General features: G+C 73.9%; 18 protein-coding genes. 10 read left to right on the top strand and 8 right to left on the bottom strand.

Annotated elements, in window-relative coordinates:
- Nucleotides 1-153 precede the first annotated feature (153 nt).
- Nucleotides 154-2703, top strand: coding sequence for a putative bifunctional diguanylate cyclase/phosphodiesterase (locus BD833_RS13045; RefSeq protein ID WP_166533585.1), 2550 nt, complete (start codon nt 154-156; stop codon nt 2701-2703).
- A gap of 6 nt (nt 2704-2709) precedes the next feature.
- Here the strand turns inward: BD833_RS13045 and BD833_RS13040 are convergent, their stop codons facing one another.
- The 5 genes from BD833_RS13040 to BD833_RS13020 all read right to left on the bottom strand — a co-directional run bounded on the left by BD833_RS13040 (nt 2710) and on the right by BD833_RS13020 (nt 6404).
- Nucleotides 2710-3615: a DUF1028 domain-containing protein gene (locus BD833_RS13040; protein WP_166533584.1), complete on the bottom strand. Its 906-nt coding sequence runs from the start codon at nt 3613-3615 to the stop codon at nt 2710-2712.
- A gap of 46 nt (nt 3616-3661) precedes the next feature.
- Nucleotides 3662-4651 (bottom strand): LLM class flavin-dependent oxidoreductase, encoded by a 990-nt coding sequence (locus tag BD833_RS13035; RefSeq protein ID WP_166533583.1) that lies wholly within the window; start codon nt 4649-4651, stop codon nt 3662-3664.
- Nucleotides 4652-4799: 148 nt separating this feature from the next.
- A complete protein-coding gene (locus tag BD833_RS13030) occupies nt 4800-5420 on the bottom strand; it encodes an LURP-one-related family protein (RefSeq protein WP_208092633.1) in 621 nt (206 codons plus the stop codon).
- Nucleotides 5421-5529: 109 nt separating this feature from the next.
- On the bottom strand, nt 5530-5856 hold the full coding sequence (locus BD833_RS13025; protein WP_166533582.1) for a PspC domain-containing protein: 327 nt from the start codon (nt 5854-5856) through the stop codon (nt 5530-5532).
- Nucleotides 5857-5951: 95 nt separating this feature from the next.
- Complete coding sequence (locus tag BD833_RS13020) at nt 5952-6404, bottom strand: nuclear transport factor 2 family protein (protein WP_166533581.1); 453 nt, start codon at nt 6402-6404, stop codon at nt 5952-5954.
- A 136-nt stretch (nt 6405-6540) separates the two neighbouring features.
- Here BD833_RS13020 and BD833_RS13015 point away from each other — a divergent pair, with 136 nt between their 5' ends.
- The 8 genes from BD833_RS13015 to BD833_RS12980 all read left to right on the top strand — a co-directional run bounded on the left by BD833_RS13015 (nt 6541) and on the right by BD833_RS12980 (nt 12401).
- Nucleotides 6541-7080, top strand: a complete 540-nt coding sequence (locus tag BD833_RS13015) for a dihydrofolate reductase family protein (protein ID WP_166533580.1) — start codon at nt 6541-6543, stop codon at nt 7078-7080.
- Between the two features lie 79 nt (nt 7081-7159).
- Nucleotides 7160-7390, top strand: coding sequence for a hypothetical protein (locus BD833_RS13010; RefSeq protein ID WP_166533579.1), 231 nt, complete (start codon nt 7160-7162; stop codon nt 7388-7390).
- Nucleotides 7391-7507: 117 nt separating this feature from the next.
- Complete coding sequence (locus BD833_RS13005; RefSeq protein WP_166533578.1) at nt 7508-8017, top strand: hypothetical protein; 510 nt, start codon at nt 7508-7510, stop codon at nt 8015-8017.
- Nucleotides 8018-8140: 123 nt separating this feature from the next.
- Entirely contained in the window at nt 8141-8731 is a 591-nt protein-coding gene (locus tag BD833_RS13000) for a carboxymuconolactone decarboxylase family protein (RefSeq protein WP_166533577.1), read from the top strand.
- Nucleotides 8728-9597, top strand: a complete 870-nt coding sequence (locus BD833_RS12995; RefSeq protein ID WP_166533576.1) for an RNA polymerase sigma-70 factor — start codon at nt 8728-8730, stop codon at nt 9595-9597. The genes BD833_RS13000 and BD833_RS12995 overlap by 4 nt, the downstream gene beginning before the upstream one ends.
- A gap of 192 nt (nt 9598-9789) precedes the next feature.
- Nucleotides 9790-10176, top strand: coding sequence for a DoxX family protein (locus BD833_RS12990; protein WP_166533575.1), 387 nt, complete (start codon nt 9790-9792; stop codon nt 10174-10176).
- Nucleotides 10177-10219: 43 nt separating this feature from the next.
- Nucleotides 10220-11113 carry an NAD(P)-binding domain-containing protein gene (locus BD833_RS12985; RefSeq protein WP_166533574.1) on the top strand — a complete coding sequence of 298 codons (894 nt, stop codon included), beginning with the start codon at nt 10220-10222 and terminating at the stop codon, nt 11111-11113.
- A gap of 103 nt (nt 11114-11216) precedes the next feature.
- On the top strand, nt 11217-12401 hold the full coding sequence (locus tag BD833_RS12980; RefSeq protein ID WP_166533573.1) for an NAD(P)/FAD-dependent oxidoreductase: 1185 nt from the start codon (nt 11217-11219) through the stop codon (nt 12399-12401).
- 16 nt (nt 12402-12417) lie between these two features.
- Here the strand turns inward: BD833_RS12980 and BD833_RS12975 are convergent, their stop codons facing one another.
- Nucleotides 12418-12615: a hypothetical protein gene (locus BD833_RS12975; protein WP_166533572.1), complete on the bottom strand. Its 198-nt coding sequence runs from the start codon at nt 12613-12615 to the stop codon at nt 12418-12420.
- A 98-nt stretch (nt 12616-12713) separates the two neighbouring features.
- Nucleotides 12714-13787 carry a redox-regulated ATPase YchF gene (ychF, locus tag BD833_RS12970; RefSeq protein ID WP_166533571.1) on the bottom strand — a complete coding sequence of 358 codons (1074 nt, stop codon included), beginning with the start codon at nt 13785-13787 and terminating at the stop codon, nt 12714-12716.
- Nucleotides 13788-13842: 55 nt separating this feature from the next.
- On the opposite strand from ychF, the gene BD833_RS12965 reads away from it, so the two are divergent.
- A complete protein-coding gene (locus tag BD833_RS12965; RefSeq protein WP_166533570.1) occupies nt 13843-14202 on the top strand; it encodes a cupin domain-containing protein in 360 nt (119 codons plus the stop codon).
- Here the strand turns inward: BD833_RS12965 and BD833_RS12960 are convergent.
- On the bottom strand, nt 14177-15379 hold the full coding sequence (locus BD833_RS12960; protein WP_166533569.1) for an MFS transporter: 1203 nt from the start codon (nt 15377-15379) through the stop codon (nt 14177-14179). The two genes, BD833_RS12965 and BD833_RS12960, sit on opposite strands and share 26 nt — an antisense overlap.
- Nucleotides 15380-15424 lie beyond the last annotated feature (45 nt).

Below are 15424 nucleotides of genomic sequence, written 5' to 3'. Positions count from 1 at the left end.
GCGCCGGCCAGCCCCCTCGTCGGACTGATCCGCGGCACGGCACGGGGACATCCGGTGGGCCGCCCCCCGGACGGGTGAGGCGGCGTTCAGTTTCCCCGCCGATCCGCCGACAACCGTCCGGATCCGCACCGAGCGCAGGAAGGAGGACCATCCGTGGCGACCGAGCCCGAGCAGGGGCACGAGAGCGGGCTGTCCCGGCGTGTCCGCTTCCTGTGCCTGCTGACCCTGATGGCCGGCCTCCTCGGCCTGGCGGCGGTCCTGGCTCCCGGCCTGCTCGGCCAGGGGCCGGCGATCCCGGGCCTCCCGCTGCCGTGGTGGGCGATGGCGCTCGGCTTCGCCGCCACCGAGGCCTTCGTGCTGCACATCCAGACCCGTCGCGAGGCGCAGACCATCTCCTTCAGCGAGGTGCCGCTGGTCCTTGGTCTGTTCTTCGCCGCACCCCTGGCCGTGGTGGTCGGCCGCCTGGTGGCCGGCACCGTGGCGATGGTCGGGTACCGGCGCACCCCGCCGCTGAAGATCGCGTTCAACATCGCCCTGCTGGTCGGCGAGACCAGCCTGGCCATCGCCGTGTTCCGCGCGCTGGCACCGGCGCCCGACAGCTCGTCCCCGGGCACCTGGCTGGCGGCGTACGCGGCGGCGCTGGCGGCCGACGTGCTGGCGGCGGCCGCCATCAGCGGCGTCATCGCCGCCTACGACGGCGGCGTCGACCTGCGCGCGCTGCTGTCCGACGCCGGCTCCCTGGTCGTGCCGCTGATCGGGACGACGCTCGGCCTCCTCGCCGTCCTGGCCCTGACCGCCTCCCCGACCGCGGGGTGGCTGCTCGCGATCTGCGGGGTCCTCTCCCTGCTGGCGTTCCGGAGCTACGCCGCGCTCGCCCAGCGGCACCTGAACCTGGAGCGGCTGTACCGGTTCAGCGAGTCGGTGAGCCGGACCTCCGACGCCGGCGAGCTGCTGGCCGACGTGCTCGCCGAGGCCCGGGACCTGCTGTCCTGCGAGTCGGCGACGGTCGTCTCCGCGCCGACCGCCGACGGCGTCGTCACGCGGGTCTCCCTCGGCGCGTCCGGCGAGCTGGTGCGCTGGGTGGGCCCGGCGCCCGCGTCGGCGTCCTGGATGACCGACGCCGTCGTCCGCGAGGGCCGGCCGGTGCTCCTCCCCCGCGGCACCCGCGACCCGCGGGCGCGGGGCTGGCTGGCGGAGCAGGGCCTCCGGGACGCGGTCGTCGTCCCCCTCAGCGGGTCCGCCGGCATCGCCGGGGCGCTCGTGGTGGGCAACCGGCTGGGCGACGTGCGCACCTTCGACCGGGACGACGTCCTGCTGCTGGAGACGGTGGCCAACCACGCGGGGGTGGCGCTGCACAACGACGAGCTGATCGGCCGGCTGCGCCACGACGCGCTGCACGACGCGCTCACCGGCCTGCCCAACCGCACCCACCTGCAGCGCGGGGTCACCGCGGCCCTGGACGACGTGGCGGCGGGCCGGGTGCCCGGGACCACCGTGATGATCCTCGACCTCGACGAGTTCAAGGAGGTCAACGACACCCTGGGGCACCACCAGGGTGACGCGCTGCTGGTGGAGGTCGGCGTCCGGCTCACCGCCGCGGTGGGTGCGGCGGGCACGGTGGCCCGGCTCGGCGGCGACGAGTTCGCCGTCCTGCTGCCGGCGAGCGCCGACGAGGAGCACGCCTTCCGCATCGCCCGCCGGCTGCTGCAGGTGCTCGAGCAGCCGGTGCCCCTGGACGGCCTCGCCGTCGAGATCGGGGCGTCGATCGGCATCGCGCTGGCGCCGGCGCACGCCGCGGACCCCGCGGCCCTGCTCAAGTGCGCCGACCTGGCGATGTACGACGCGAAGTCCTCGACCGGGGGCATGCGCCTGTACGAGCCGGACCTGCACGCGACCAGCCCGCGGCGGCTCACCCTGGTGTCGGAGCTGCGGGCCGCCCTGCACGACGGCTCGGTGGTGGTGCACGTCCAGCCCAAGGCCGAGCTGGGCTCCGGCCGGGTCGTGGGCGTCGAGGCGCTGGTCCGCTGGGACCACCCCGAGCGCGGCTGGGTGCCGCCCGACGACTTCGTGCCGGTGGCCGAGCGCAGCGGGCTGCTCGGCGTGCTCACCAGCCGGGTGCTCGACGCCACGCTGGCGGCGTGCGCGCGGTGGCGGGCGGACGGGCAGGACCTCGGTGTCGCGGTGAACCTGTCCACGCGCAGCCTCCAGGACCCGGCGCTGGTCGACGAGATCGCCGAACTGCTGCTGCAGCACGGCGTGCCGGCCGACCGGCTCACCCTGGAGGTGACCGAGAGCTCGGTCATGGCCGACCCGGGTCGCGCGATCGCGTTGCTGGAGCAGCTGCGCGGGCTGGGCGTCCGGCTGTCGATCGACGACTTCGGCACCGGGTACTCGTCGCTGTCCTACCTGCAGCAGCTGCCGGTGCAGGAGGTCAAGATCGACCGCGGCTTCGTCGCCGCGCTGTCCACCGACGCCGAGAACGCCGCGATCGTGCGGGCCATCGTCGACCTGGCCCGGCACCTGGGTCTCGAGGTGGTCGCCGAGGGCGTGGAGGACCAGGCCACCTGGGACCTGCTCAGCTCGATGGGCTGCCACCTCGTGCAGGGCTGGCACCTGGCCCCCGCCATGCCCACCGAGGAGCTCCCCCGCTGGCTGGCCGCGCACCAGGGGGCCCCGGGGAGCACGCGGCTGCCCGCCGTCTGAACCCGGTCAGCGGGCGGGGACCGGCGGCATGATCCGCTCCACGACGTCGGCCGGCATGAGCCCGGCCTTGCCGAAGCGGGTGGCGGCCTCCAGGAACTGGGGGGCCGTGGCCGCCAGCTCGACCAGCATCGCGCGGGCGGCGTCCTCCCGGCCGGCCAGCGCGGCGACCACCGCGCGCCACATCAGCTGGTCGGGCTCGGTGCGCGGGTCCATCGGGCGGAGCAGCTCCAGCTCCCGGTCGGCGGTCACCGGGTCGCCGTCGATCGCCATCTGGAACGCGCGGACCACGTCCTGGTAGCGGGCCCGGGTCACGGTGAGGTCGGCGAGCACGCCCAGCGGGTCCGGGGAGTCGTCGACGCGCAGGTCGACCACCATGTCGTGCCACGGGCGCCCGGTGGTGGTGGCGCGGACGACCATGATCGCCGCCGACCGCCGGCCGCGGAAGTCGCCGCCGGCCTCCTCCCCCGCCTCCAGCGCACCGAGCAGCCGCTGGGCGAGCGGCCCCGCCGAGCCCTCGAACCGCTCGACCATCGCCTCCCAGACCGCGGGCGAGCTGGCCATGTTCGCCAGCGCCACGCAGGTGTCCCCGAGCAGGTGCCCGGCGTCGTCCACGCAGCTGGTGCCGGTGTACGCGGCGAAGTCGCCGGCGACACCGAGGACGGCGACCTGCCGCCGCTCGGGCTGCGGGTCGACGCTGCTGAGCGCGGTCAGCACCTCCTGCGCGGTGAACCCGCCCTGCAGCAGGTCCAGCCCGACCGAGCCGTACATCGGCTCGGCCATCGACTGCGTGGCGATGACGCCGTGCCCCGGGAGGGCGAAGGGCACGCTGTTGCCGACGGCGAAGGCCTGCGACTGGGTGGCGACGCCCATCTCCCCGGTCTGCGGGTCACGGGCCACGATCGAGTACGTCACGGTCGCGGGCTACCCGCCGCCGCCGGGGTGCCGAAACACCGGCCGGTCACGCGGTCACCGACTCCATGGCCTCCGCGGTCAGGGCCACCGAGCGCAGCCGCGCCTCCGCCGTGGGCGCCTGGTGGGCGACGATCAGCTCGTCGGCGTCGGCCGTCCTCGCGAAGCCGGTGAGGTAGTCGCGGACGTCGGCGGGGGTGCCGATGGCGGCGTAGGTGAGCATCTGGTCGACGTGGTGGGCCGCGCCCTGGGCGAGCAGCTGGTCGGCCTGCTCGTCGGTGAGGTCCCGGCCCCGGCCGAACAGCGCGACCGCGCGCACCCGGCGGGAGATCTGCGCCTGCTCCTGCGCCTCGGCCAGGCTGTCGGCGGCGATGGCGTTGACGCCGGCGATCACGTAGGGCCGGTCGAGCTGCGCGGAGGGCGTGAACTCCCGGCGGTAGGCGGCCACGGCGGACTCGAGCATGGCCGGCGCGAAGTGCGAGGCGAAGGCGTAGGGCAGCCCGAGGGCGGCGGCGAGCGTGGCCCCGAACATCGAGGACCCGAGGACGTACAGCGGCACCCGCGAGCCCTTGCCCGGCACGGCGTCGACACCGGGCACCCGCGTCTCACCGGCGAGGTAGGCCTGCAGCTCGAGCACGTCCTGCGGGAACGTGTCGGCGGAGTTGGGGTCGCGGCGCAGCGCGTACATGGTGTTCTGGTCGCTGCCCGGGGCGCGGCCGAGGCCCAGGTCGATCCGGCCGGGGTACATCGCGTCGAGCGTGCCGAACTGCTCGGCGATGGTGAGCGGCGAGTGGTTGGGCAGCATGATCCCCCCCGCGCCGAGCCGGATGCGGCTGGTCTGCGCACCCACGTGCGAGATCAGCACGCTGGTCGCCGAGGAGGCGATCGAGGGCATGTTGTGGTGCTCGGCGTACCAGACGCGCTCGTAGCCGTGCTCCTCCGCGCACCGGGCCAGCGCGACGCTGGCGGCGATGGCGCTGCTCGCGGTCTCCCCGCGCGGGATGGGAGCCAGGTCGAGGACGGACAGGGTGATGCTCATGTGCGGGGCCTTTCACGTCGGTTGCCCAGCGCAACACCGCTGGTGCCGGTGGGCTTCCCCGCGTCGTCCCCTGCTCAGGGGGTGTTCCTCCCGCCTCGGGCGTCCGGCAGGACCGCCATGGCGCGAGGAACACCCCGGGAGGCTCCGGTCAGCGGCTCTGCAGCGCGTCCAGGGCCACGGCCATCGACGCCGCGACGCGGAAGTCCAGCCGCGGGTCGGGGACGGTGACCGTGTAGTGGTCGCGCAGCGCGATCCGCTTCTCGCTGCTCAGCACCGTCGCGCCGGAGCGGGTGTCGGTGAAGTCGAAGTGGAAGAGGAAGGGCACCGGGATGTTGTTGAGGATCGGGATGAAGTTCCACACCCGGCGCAGGACGGCGATGAACGGGTTGCGCTCCTGCCCGACGGCCTCGATCCCGGGGGCCGACAGGTTCCAGGTCGAGCGGAACAGGCTGGCGCCGAACTGCTTGCTGAAGTAGCCGATCGGCGTGCCGAACTCGTCGAACACGTCGTGCTCGGCGCCGACGTCCATGCGCTGGCGGGCCTTGAAGGAGAACACCCGCCGGCTCTGCGACTCGTCGGCGAAGAAGACGACCTCCTCGCGCAGCTTCATCCGCTTCTGCTGGGCGACGGCCATGACGGGGCCCTCGCTGCCGTCGGGGTTGGCGACCCGGATCTCGTAGCGGTTGACCATCATGGTGATCCGCTGCTTGACGAAGAACTGGGGAACCACCATGGGGGCCGGCGGCTGGTGCCCGGAAGGGACGGTCACGTCGGTGCTCCGTTGCGGGTCGGGGACGGCGAGGTCCCCATCCTGGCCGACGGCTCCCGGTCGCGGACAGGGCGCGACGCCGTGTCGCGCGGCCGGGGAAGCCGATCGGTCACCGTGGTGCGGTCCACCGGTTCCCGGTGAGGGCGGCGTTCAGCCGCCGGGCCAGCTGCTCCAGGGGGCTGGGGGTCTCGTCGGCGCGGTCGGGCGCGGGGGGCAGCAGCACCCAGAGCAGCAGGTAGAGCCAGAAGCCGACGCCACCGGCGACGGTCAGCCCGACGAAGCCGACCCGCCACAGCACGGGATCGATGCCGGTGTGGTCGGCGAGGCCGCCGCAGACCCCGCCCGCCATCCGGTCGGTGCTGCTGCGGCGCAGGCGGGGGCGCTCCGGCGCCGGCTGCGGGTCGGAGGGGCTGGGCGGAGGAAGCGTCTCGGTCATGCCACCAGCCTGGCCGCCGGCCCCCGCCCCGACCATCAGGTGACCCCCTGATCCGTCCCCGGTTCCCGGCTCAGGGTGTCCCCGCGCCGCAGGCCTCAGCGCAGCGGCAGCGGGGTGGTGTCGCCGTCCTCCCGCGGGCCGAGGATCCAGCGCTCCTCCATCGCGATCGGCACGTCGTTGATGCTCGCCTCCCGCCGGCGCATCAGCCCGTCCGGGGCGAACTCCCAGTTCTCGTTGCCGTAGGAGCGCCAGGTGCGGCCCTCGGCGTCCTGCCACTCGTACTGGAAACGGACGGCGATCCGGTCGTCGGTGAACGCCCACAGCTCCTTGCGCAGCGCGTAGTCCAGCTCGCGCTGCCACTTGCGGGTCAGGAAGCCGACCACCTCGTCGCGGCCCCGCAGGAACTCGCCGCGGTTCCGCCAGACGGTGTCCTCGGTGTAGGCGTGGGCGACGCGCTCGGGATCACGGCTGTTCCACCCGTCCTCGGCGGCCTGCACCTTCTGCCGGGCGGTCTCCAGGGTGAACGGCGGGAACGGGGGACGGGACACGCGGGCCTCCTCGACGCGGCGGCCGCCCTCGGGCCGCTCCCCCACCCTGCCCGGACGGCGCCGACCCTGCCAGCGATGATTTCCCGCATCCCGCCCGGTCCACCACCTCGACGACCGCACACCGAAGGAGTTCCCCGTGGGAAAGATCGCCGCCAGCCTGTTCACCACCGTCGACGGTTCCGCCGAGCGGCCCGACCAGTGGCACTTCCCCTACTTCGACGACGCGATGGGCAAGGCTGTCGACCGGCACACCGACCGGTGCGAGGCCTACCTCATGGGCCGGGTGCTGCACGACCAGTGGTCGCAGTACTGGCCGGGCAACGAGAACGACGAGTTCGCCGGGTTCATCAACCCGATCCCGAAGTACGTCCTGTCGACGACGCTGGAGACCTCGGACTGGGCGGGCACCACGGTGCTGCGCGACCTGGACGAGGTGCGGGCCCTCAAGGAGCGCACCTCGGGCACCATCGGGATGTCGGGGAGCCTGACCACGGTGCGGTCGCTGCTGGAGGCCGGGCTGCTCGACGAGCTGGTCCTGCTGGTCGACCCGATCGTGGTCTCCGGGGAGCGCCGGTGGACCGACGAGCTGGGCCGGACGCCGCTGGAGCTGGTCTCCTCCGAGGCCCTGCCGACCGGCGTCCTGCACCTGGTCTACCGGCCGGCGTCCCCGGCGTGAGGCGCCGGCCCGGGTGGCGCGCACCGAATGTTCGAGGCCGCGTCACCCGGCCGACATCTGCGGCCCGCACCCTGGCGGCATGACGGCGAGCCTCTTCACCACCGGCACCTGCGTCGGCTGGACCGGGCGCGATCCCCGCGCGGCCGGCGCCGGCTCCGACGAGGGCGTCGCGCACGCGGTGGCCAGGCCCGTGGTCGACGGGCTGGCCTCGTCGGTGTGCGGCCTGCTGGTCATCGCCGCCGCCGACCTCGACTGGATGTCGGTCGGGTCCGCGACCCGCTGCGAGGAGTGCGCCCGCGTCGTCGGCTGAGCCGGGCCCCCACTGTTGGCGGCCCGCTCGTCCTGCGTGCGCACGCTGCTCGCTCCGGGGTCATCCGCGGGTCGGAGTCTCGAGGAGCCCGCACGGGCCCCGACCCAGGAGGAAGCCATGACCACGCCGACGCCCAAGACCCCGACCGCATCCGGCACCCCGGCGCGCGACCGCACCCGCCCGGCCGACGACCCGACCGGGACGGGGACCGCCGCCGGCGACCCCGGCGAGATGGCGGAGCTCGCGCGCACCCGCGACGAGGCGGAGGACCGGGCGCGGGAGCTGCTCGCCGCCCAGGTGCTCCAGGAGGCTCGCAACGGCTCGCACGACGAGCGGGCGCGGCAGCTCGTCCTGGCGGTCCGCCGGGACCTGCTCACCGAGCTGCGCGAGCAGGAGCAGCAGCAGGCCCGGCGGCAGCTCGCCTCGGCGGCCGACAGCAGCGAGGACGCCGTCGCCGGCCTCGTGCAGGGCGTGACCACGATCGCGCGCGGCTTCGTGCCCGCCGTCCTGGTGCGGCCCGAGGAGGTCATCGAGACCACGTACGCGCTGGCCGACCAGGGTCTGCGCGTGGCGCGGCGGGTGGCGCTCGCGGTCACCGAGAACATGCGCGGGCTGCTCACCCCCTGACGGCCCGCCCCCGCGTCAGGGTGGCCGCCGGGACCGGACCCGGCGGTCACCCGGACGGCGGGTGTCACATCCGCGCCGCGGCCGGTGTCTCCATGTCGACCCACCCCACACCCTGGAGGAGACATGGCGAGCACCCGCATCCCCGCGACCGAGGTCACCGGCGTCCGCGGAGCCCTGGTCACGGCGTTCAGCCGCCGGATGTTCGGCCGGGTACCCGAGTCGATCGGCGTGCTGTGGCACCACCCCGCCGTCTTCACCGGCCTGATGGGCCTCGGCCGGAAGGCCGACTCGTGGCGACACCTGGACCGGGAGCTGGCGACGTTCGCGTCGATGGCCGCGGCCGGCGTGGTCGGCTGCGGCTTCTGCCTGGACCTGCACTACTTCATGAGTCACCACCGCGGCCTCGACGAGGCCCGGGCGCGCGAGGTGCCGCGCTGGCGGCAGTCGACCGTCTTCTCCCCCGTCGAGCGGCGCGTCATGGAGTACGCGGAGGCGATGAGCCAGACGCCGCCGGCCGTCACCGACGAGCTGTCGGCCGCCCTGCTCGCCGACCTCGGTGCGCCGGCGCTCGTCGAGCTGACCGCCCGGGTCGGCGCGATGAACCTCAGCGCGCGGACCAACGTCGCGCTCGGCATCCGATCGGAGGAGTTCGCGGCGTCCTGCGGACTGGCCCCGCTGGCGGCCCGACCGGCGGAGGGGCACACCGCGGCATGACCGAGGACCCGTTCACCACCCACCGCGGCCTGCTGTTCACCGTCGCCTACGAGCTGCTCGGCTCCGCCGCCGACGCCGACGACGTCGTGCAGGAGACCTGGCTGCGGTGGGCGGAGGCGGACCGGGCGGCGGTGCGCGACCCGCGGGCGTACCTGGTGCGGATCACCACCCGCCAGGCGCTCAACCGGCTGCGCACGCTGGCCCGCCGCCGGGAGGACTACGTCGGCGAGTGGCTGCCCGAGCCGCTGCTCACCAGCCCCGACGTCGCCGACGACGTGGAGCTGGCGGAGAGCATCTCGATCGCCATGCTGACCGTGCTGGAGACCCTCGGCCCGGTCGAGCGCGCGGTGCTGGTGCTGCACGAGGTGTTCGCCGTCCCCTACGACGAGATCGCCGAGGCGGTGGGCAGGTCGCCGGCGGCGGTGCGACAGATCGCGCACCGGGCACGCGAGCACGTCGCCGCCCGGCGTCCCCGGACGGTGGTGAGCCGCGGCGAGCAGCAGCGGGTCGTGGACCGGTTCCTCGCCGCGGTGACGGCCGGTGACCTGCAGGGTCTGCTGGACGTGCTGGCGCCCGACGTCGTCGTGGTCGCGGACAGCGGCGGGCTGGCGCCCGCCGCGCGGCGCCCGGTCTCCGGCCGCGAGCGGGTGGCGAACGCGCTCTCCCGGTTCGCGGAGCTCGCACCCGGGGTCCCGATCACCACCCCACTGATCAACGGTGCGGTCGCCGCCCGGATCGACCCCGGCGGCCGGTTCGACACGGCCCTCACCTTCGTCGTCGAGGACGGGCGGATCAGCCGCGTCTACGCCGTTCGGAACCCGCACAAGCTCGGCCGGCTCGACGAGGTGGCCGACCTGCGGCGGTGACGCCGCTGCTCCGCTCGCCGGAGCGAACCGGGCGCACCCCCGGGAGGCCGTCGACCGGCTGGCAACCCGGCCCACAGGACCGCGTGTCGCCACCACCGTGTCGGCGGCGTCCGCGCGTCCGACGACACGAAGCACCCAGGACGACCGCTCGACCACCTGACGGCTGTCGCCCGCAACTCGACTGGGAAGACCATGAACCTCGCCCTGTGGATCGTCACCGGACTGCTCGCCGCCGTGTACTTCTTCGGTGGCGGCGGGAAGGTCGTCATGCCGAAGAAGAAGCTCGCGGCCGCCACCGCGAGCGCGCAGTGGGTGGACGACTTCAGCGCCCGCAGCGTCACAGTCATCGGCGCGCTCGAGGTGCTGGGCGCACTCGGGCTCGTCCTCCCCGCGTTGTTCGACGTCGCGACCTTCCTCGTGCCGATCGCGGCGATCGGACTGCTGCTGATCATGATCGGTGCGGTGATCACCCGGCTGCGCCGCCAGGAGCACAAGCTCATGGGAGTCGACCTGACGTACGTCCTCCTGCTGATCTTCGTGATCTGGGGACGGTTGGGCACGGAGTCGTTCAGTGGCTGAGCCGTTGCCGAGCGCAGGCAGACGGGTGCCGGGATGGAGACTGATGACGGGGGATGAGACGACTGACTCGCCCACCTCGGTGGCCGTGCTGGGCACGGGGGCCATCGGTACGGCCGTGACCCGTGCGCTCCGGCGGGCCGGCTTCCGGGTGATCGTGTGGAACCGCACGCCCGAGCGCGCGCGGGCCGCCCTCGATCACGGCGCACGCCGAGCGGAGACCGCCACCGACGCTTTGGACGCGGACATCGCGATCCTCGCCCTCTCTGACGGGCAGGCCGTGCTGGACGTCCTGGGTGCCGTCGCAACCGTCCTCGCCGGGAAGGTCGTCGTCGCCCTCGGCACCGTCTCGCCGCACGAGGCTGAGGCGGCCGCCGACCTCGCGGAACGTGCCGGTGGCGACTACCTGGGAGTCGGCCTTCAACACGGACCTGAACAGATCGGAAGTTTCGAGGTGCAGTTGCCGGTCGGCGGGCGCGACGACGTGCTGGACAGGGCACGTCCGGTGCTGGAGGTCATCGGAAGCGTCCGACATGTAGGAACCGGGGCGGGCGCAGCCGCCATGTGGGACCTAGCGCTCTTCGGCATCTGGTACGACGCGCACCTCGGCCTGCTGCGCGCGTTCGACAACGTGCGCTCGGCCGGCGTCGACATCGCCGCCTTCGCCGAGGCCGCTCGCGTGCAGCTGCAGTACGTCGTCGAGGGCGCCGAGGGTGCCGCCACCGAGCTGGTGAGCCACCAGTACCCAGCCGGCCCGGCGGACCTGCGCCAGCATGCGCCGGTGGTCGAAGCGCTCGCCGATCTCCGGCAAGGCAGCACGCTGGGCGACGGCGGGCTGGTGGCGGTTCAGCGACTCCTCGAGGTACGGATCGGTGAAGGTTGGGCCGACGCCGGCCTCACTGCTCTCCTCGCCGGTTCGCGCGAGCAGGCAGGAGCGTAGTTGGCGAGGTACACCGTTCGGAACCCGCACGAACTGGGCAAGCTCGACGAGGTGGCCGAGCTGCGGCGGTGACGGAGGTCCGCAGCCTTCAGTCGGGAGCGACGTGGAACGCAGCGAGATCCTCATCATCGGTGGCGGCAACGCCGGCATGTCCCTGGCGGCGCGGCTGCTGCGCGACGGCGTCCGCGACGTCACCGTCGTGGCCCCGCAGCCGGTGCACCGGTACAAGCCGCTGCTGAACTACGTGGGGGCCGGCGAGGCGTCGATGGCGGACCTGGAGCGGCCGATGGCCGACGTCGTCCCCGACGGCTGCACCTGGGTGCGGGACGGCGTCGAGGCCGTCGACCCCGCGGCCATGACGGTGCGCACCCGCGCCGGGCGGACGCTGCAGGGCGCGACGCTGGTCCTCTGCCCGGGGCTGGTCGAGGACTGGGAGGCGACGCCGGGGCTGCTGCAGGCCTACGCCGACGGGTGGGTGGCCTCCACCTACGTGCCGGGCAGCACGCCGCAGGTGTGGCCGCGGCTGTCGTCGGTGCGCGCCGGCTCGGTGGTCTTCACGGTGCCGCCGGAGCCGGCGTCCTGCGCGCCGACCGCGCTGAAGCCGCTGCTCATGGCGTGCGACTCCTGGCGGCGCAGCGGCGTCCTCCCCTCCCTCGACGTCCGGCTGGTGCTGCCGGCGGCGTCGGCGACCGGCGTCCCGCAGGCCGACCGCGTGCTGGAGGAGGCGTTCGCCGACTACGGGGTGGAGGTGCTGCGCGAGACGCGGATCGAGCGGGTCGACTGGGACACCCACGCCCTCCAGGTCGCCTCGCCCACGGGTCGCCGCGTGCTCCAGGACGTCGTGTTCGCGCACGCCGTCCCGCACTACCGGGCGCCCCGGTGGATCGCCGACGCGGGGCTCGCCGCCGATCCGGCGCCCGGCCTGGTCGACGTCGACCCGGAGACGCTGCGGTCCCGCCGGCACGCGTCGATCTGGGCGCTCGGCGACGCGGCCGACCTCGCCACCCGGCCCTCGGGCGGTGCGCTGCGCAAGCAGGTGGACGTGCTGAGCAAGAACCTGCAGGCCGCCGCGGAGGGCAAGCAGCTGAAGCGGTACGACGGCTACACGGTCATGCCGATCACCCTGAGCCACCGGAAGCTCATGCTGAACGAGGTCGACCGCGACGGCCGGCCGCAGCCGTCGGTGCCGTTCGTGGACCCGTTCGTGCCGCACCGCTGGGCCTGGCTCTTCGACCGCTACGGGCTGCCGCAGGTCTACTGGCGCCGGATCCTCCGCGGCCGGGTCTGACCGGCTGGGAGCTGCGTCACCGCTGCTGGCGACGGGCGATGAGGATCAGGCCGCCCACCAGGACCGCGATCGGCGCCCAGGACGGGAGGCCGAACGGCCCGATGATCAGCTGGATCACGAAGAGCAGGACCTGGAAGACGACCAGGAAGGCCACCAGCATCCCGAGCCCGAAGAGCAGCGGCCGTTCCGCCTGCAGCTGGCGCAGGTAGTCCATCAGGTCTCCTCGGTCGTGGGCTCCGGCAGCAACTGTCCCACCATGCCCGACCGGGGCGCGGCAGGCGCCGGCATGGCGGCCGCCACCACCCGGTGGGGTCAGACGTTGAAGCGGAACTCCACGACGTCGCCGTCGGCCATGACGTACTCCTTGCCCTCCATGCGGACCCAGCCCTTGGACTTGGCCTCGGCCATGGAGCCGGCCTCGACCAGCTGGTCGAAGGAGACGATCTCGGCCTTGATGAAGCCGCGCTGGAAGTCGGTGTGGATGACCCCGGCGGCCTGGGGGGCGGTGGCGCCGACCGGGATGGTCCAGGCACGCGCCTCCTTGGGGCCTGCGGTCAGGTAGGTCTGCAGCCCGAGCGTGCGGAACCCGACGGAGGCCAGCTGGTCCAGCCCCGGCTCGTCCTGCCCGATCGAGGCGAGCAGCTCGGCGGCCTCCTCGGCGGGCAGCTCGACCAGCTCCGACTCGGTCTGCGCGTCGAGGAAGATCGCCTCGGCCGGTGCGACCAGCCCGCGCAGCTCGTCGAGCATCTCGCTGTCGGCCAGCTCGTCGGCGTCGACGTTGAAGACGTAGAGGAACGGCTTGGTGGTCATGAGCCCGAGCTCGCGCAGCGGCGCGGGGTCGATGCCGGCGGCGAAGAGGGTCTTCCCCTCGTTCAGCACGCCCTGCGCCTCGACGGCGGCCTTGTGCAGCTCGGCCCGCTCCTTGTCCTTGCGCATCTCCTTCTCCAGCCGCGGGATCGCCTTCTCCAGCGTCTGCAGGTCGGCCAGGAGGAGCTCGGTGTTGATCGTCTCGATGTCGTCGGCCGGGCTCACCTTGCCGTCGACGTGCACGACGTCGGGGTCGGTGAAGACGCGGATCACCTGGCAGATCGCGTCGCTCTCACGGATGTTGGCGAGGAACTTGTTGCCCAGCCCCTGCCCCTCGCTGGCGCCGCGGACGATGCCGGCGATGTCGACGAACGACACCGTCGCCGGGATGATCTTCTGGCTGCCGAAGATCTCGGCCAGCTTCCCCAGCCGCGGATCGGGCACCCCCACCACGCCGACGTTGGGCTCGATCGTGGCGAACGGGTAGTTCGCCGCGAGGACGTCGTTCTTGGTCAAGGCGTTGAACAGCGTCGACTTGCCGACGTTGGGCAGGCCGACGATCCCGATGGTGAGGCTCACGGGAGTTCAGAGTACGGCCCTGGCGCGCCGCCCCCGGACGCCCGACGATGCACCCATGCCGGAACCGGTCGACCTCGCCGCCGTCCTCGCCACCGTCGACTCCCCGTGGTCGCCCCGCACCGTCGCCGTCCTCAACGACTACGACGTCCGGGTGGTGCACGCCCGGGGCGAGTTCACCCGGCACAGCCACCCGGAGACCGACGAGGTCTTCCTGGTGCTGTCCGGCTCGCTGACGATCCGGATGGACGACGGCGACGTGACCCTCGGCCCCGGGCAGCTCTACGTCGTGCCGAAGGGGACGCCGCACCAGCCGTACTCCCCCGACGGCGCCCAGGTGCTGCTGGTCGAGCCGAGCGCGACGGTCAACACCGGCGACACCCCGAGCGAGCTCACCGCGGAACGCCGGCTGGCCTGACGCGCTCCACCGCAGCGCTCGCGGCCCGCCGCAGCGGCGCGGTGAGGACGAGCGAGGCGACGAGGGAGCCGGCCGCGAGCAGCGCCATCGCCGGGGCGGCGGTGAGCAGGTCGGCCAGCCCCCCGGCGAGTACCGCGCACAGGCCCTGGAAGGTCATCCGCGCCGACGACTCCACGCCGAGCACCTGACCCCGCAGCTCCGCGGGGCTCAGGGCCACGAGCCACTCCTGCTGGGCCAGCGAGGCGCCGTAGCCGGCGGTCGCCAGCGCGACGAGGACGACGGCGACCGGCAGGCCGGGCTCGAACGCGAAACCCAGGAACGGCGCGGCGAGCAGCAGCCGGAGCCCGGTGTTCGAGCGCCGCCGCCCGTCGGCGGTCAGCACCCGGCCGACGACCAGGTCGCCGGCGAGCATCCCGACGGCGGCGGCCGCCAGCAGCCACCCCGCCCGCGCGCCGGCGTACGGGACGAACAGCGCCTCGCACCCGACGATCAGCCCGTTCGGCAGGCAGAGCGCGAGCAGGATCGTGCGGGTGTGCCGGCCCTCGAGCAGCGCCCGGTTGCCCCGCCACGTCTCCCGGAGCCCCACCCGGGCGGTGCGCCGGGGCGGGCGCTCGGCGAGGCCGAACCGCAGCACCGGCACCGCGACGAGCGCCACCGCCGCCGCGAGCGCGAACACCTGCGTCGCGCTGAACGCGGTGAGCAGGAAGCCGCTGGTCGCGAAGCCCACGATCTGGAACGCCCCGACGGCGACGTTGATGGTCGACCGGCCGAGCACGAACGCCTCGGCGGGGAGCAGCTCGCCGAGCAGCCCCCAGCGCGCACCGCCGCCGATGGAGACGACGTAGGCCGCACCCAGCACCAGCAGCAGCCGGACCGGCACGGGCAGGCCGGGCAGCGTCTGCACGGCCAGCGTCGCCGCGGTGACGGTCGCGACCAGCACCAGCGTGCGGCGGGGCGGGCTGGCGTCGGCCGCCGACATCAGCGTCGTCGCGCCGAGCACCTGGGCCAGCGACGGCCCGAACATGGCCACCGCCGCCAGCAGCGCCGACCCGGTCTGCCGGTGGACCACCGTGGCCAGAGCCAGGCTCGACATCGTCGAGGCGATGGTGGTCAGCGCGGTGCTGGCCCACAGCGCCCGGAACTCCGCATGGGCGAAGAGCGCCCGGTACGTCCGCACGCGGAAACCGTCGCGCGGACTGCGCCTGCGGCCCAGAGTTTCGCC

It is taken from the genome of Blastococcus xanthinilyticus (assembly GCF_008124835.1).
Classification (GTDB): Bacteria; Actinomycetota; Actinomycetes; order Mycobacteriales; family Geodermatophilaceae; genus Blastococcus; species Blastococcus xanthinilyticus.
This window is presented reverse-complemented; position numbering and strand designations above follow the sequence as displayed.

What these genes read in the sequence shown, in the direction of transcription:
- BD833_RS13035 (WP_166533583.1), bottom strand. Translation starts at nt 4,651, where the DNA reads ATGAGCATCACCCTGTCCGTCCTCGACCTGGCTCCCATCCCGCGCGGG.
- BD833_RS13025 (WP_166533582.1), bottom strand. Translation starts at nt 5,856, where the DNA reads ATGACCGAGACGCTTCCTCCGCCCAGCCCCTCCGACCCGCAGCCGGCG.
- BD833_RS13010 (WP_166533579.1), top strand. Translation starts at nt 7,160, where the DNA reads ATGACGGCGAGCCTCTTCACCACCGGCACCTGCGTCGGCTGGACCGGG.
- BD833_RS13005 (WP_166533578.1), top strand. Translation starts at nt 7,508, where the DNA reads ATGACCACGCCGACGCCCAAGACCCCGACCGCATCCGGCACCCCGGCG.
- BD833_RS13000 (WP_166533577.1), top strand. Translation starts at nt 8,141, where the DNA reads ATGGCGAGCACCCGCATCCCCGCGACCGAGGTCACCGGCGTCCGCGGA.
- BD833_RS12995 (WP_166533576.1), top strand. Translation starts at nt 8,728, where the DNA reads ATGACCGAGGACCCGTTCACCACCCACCGCGGCCTGCTGTTCACCGTC.
- BD833_RS12990 (WP_166533575.1), top strand. Translation starts at nt 9,790, where the DNA reads ATGAACCTCGCCCTGTGGATCGTCACCGGACTGCTCGCCGCCGTGTAC.
- BD833_RS12985 (WP_166533574.1), top strand. Translation starts at nt 10,220, where the DNA reads ATGACGGGGGATGAGACGACTGACTCGCCCACCTCGGTGGCCGTGCTG.
- BD833_RS12975 (WP_166533572.1), bottom strand. Translation starts at nt 12,615, where the DNA reads ATGGACTACCTGCGCCAGCTGCAGGCGGAACGGCCGCTGCTCTTCGGG.
- BD833_RS12965 (WP_166533570.1), top strand. Translation starts at nt 13,843, where the DNA reads ATGCCGGAACCGGTCGACCTCGCCGCCGTCCTCGCCACCGTCGACTCC.